This window comes from Streptomyces ochraceiscleroticus (assembly GCF_000720485.1).
GTDB classification, from domain to species: Bacteria; Actinomycetota; Actinomycetes; order Streptomycetales; family Streptomycetaceae; genus Streptomyces; species Streptomyces ochraceiscleroticus.
On record NZ_JOAX01000067.1, the window covers coordinates 1 to 850 of the forward strand.

An 850-nucleotide genomic window follows, 5' to 3' on the forward strand; every position below is an offset into this window, starting at 1 on the left:
CTCACCGGGACCGTTCACGACACAGCCCATGACCGCGACCCGCAGCGGCACCTCCATGCCGTCCAGCCCCGCGGTGACCTCCTCGGCCAGCTTGTACACGTCCACCTGCGCCCGCCCGCACGACGGGCACGAGACGATCTCCAGCCGCCGCTGCCGCAGGTTCAGCGACTCCAGAATGGAGATGCCGACCTTGATCTCCTCCGCCGGCGGCGCCGACAGCGAGACGCGAATCGTGTCACCGATGCCCTCGCTCAGCAGCGCGCCGAAGGCGACAGCCGACTTGATCGTGCCCTGGAAGGCCGGACCGGCCTCGGTCACGCCCAGGTGCAGCGGGTAGTCGCACTGCGCGGCGAGCTGCCGGTAGGCGTTGACCATGACCACCGGGTCGTTGTGCTTGACCGAGATCTTGATGTCCCGGAAGCCGTGCTCCTCGAAGAGGGACGCCTCCCACAGCGCCGACTCCACCAGCGCCTCGGGGGTCGCCTTGCCGTACTTCTGCAGCAGGCGGCGGTCCAGCGAGCCGGCATTCACCCCGATCCGGATCGGAGTGCCCGCATCGGAGGCCGCCTTGGCGATCTCCTTGACCTTGTCGTCGAACTGCTTGATGTTGCCCGGATTGACCCGCACCGCCGCACAGCCCGCGTCGATCGCCGCGAACACGTACTTCGGCTGGAAGTGAATATCGGCGATCACCGGGATCCCCGACTTCTTCGCGATCACCGGCAGCGCATCCGCGTCATCCTGCGTGGGACACGCCACCCGCACGATCTGGCAGCCGGACGCCGTCAGCTCCGCGATCTGCTGCAGCGTCGCCCCAATGTCCGCCGTACGCGTCGTCGTCATCGACTGC

General features: G+C 68.0%; 1 protein-coding gene. It reads right to left on the reverse strand.

The genetic code is table 11. The features are described 5' to 3' along the window. On the reverse strand, positions 1-850 hold an 850-nt coding region (ispG, locus tag IG84_RS0137140), incomplete at both ends, for a flavodoxin-dependent (E)-4-hydroxy-3-methylbut-2-enyl-diphosphate synthase (RefSeq protein WP_037801467.1).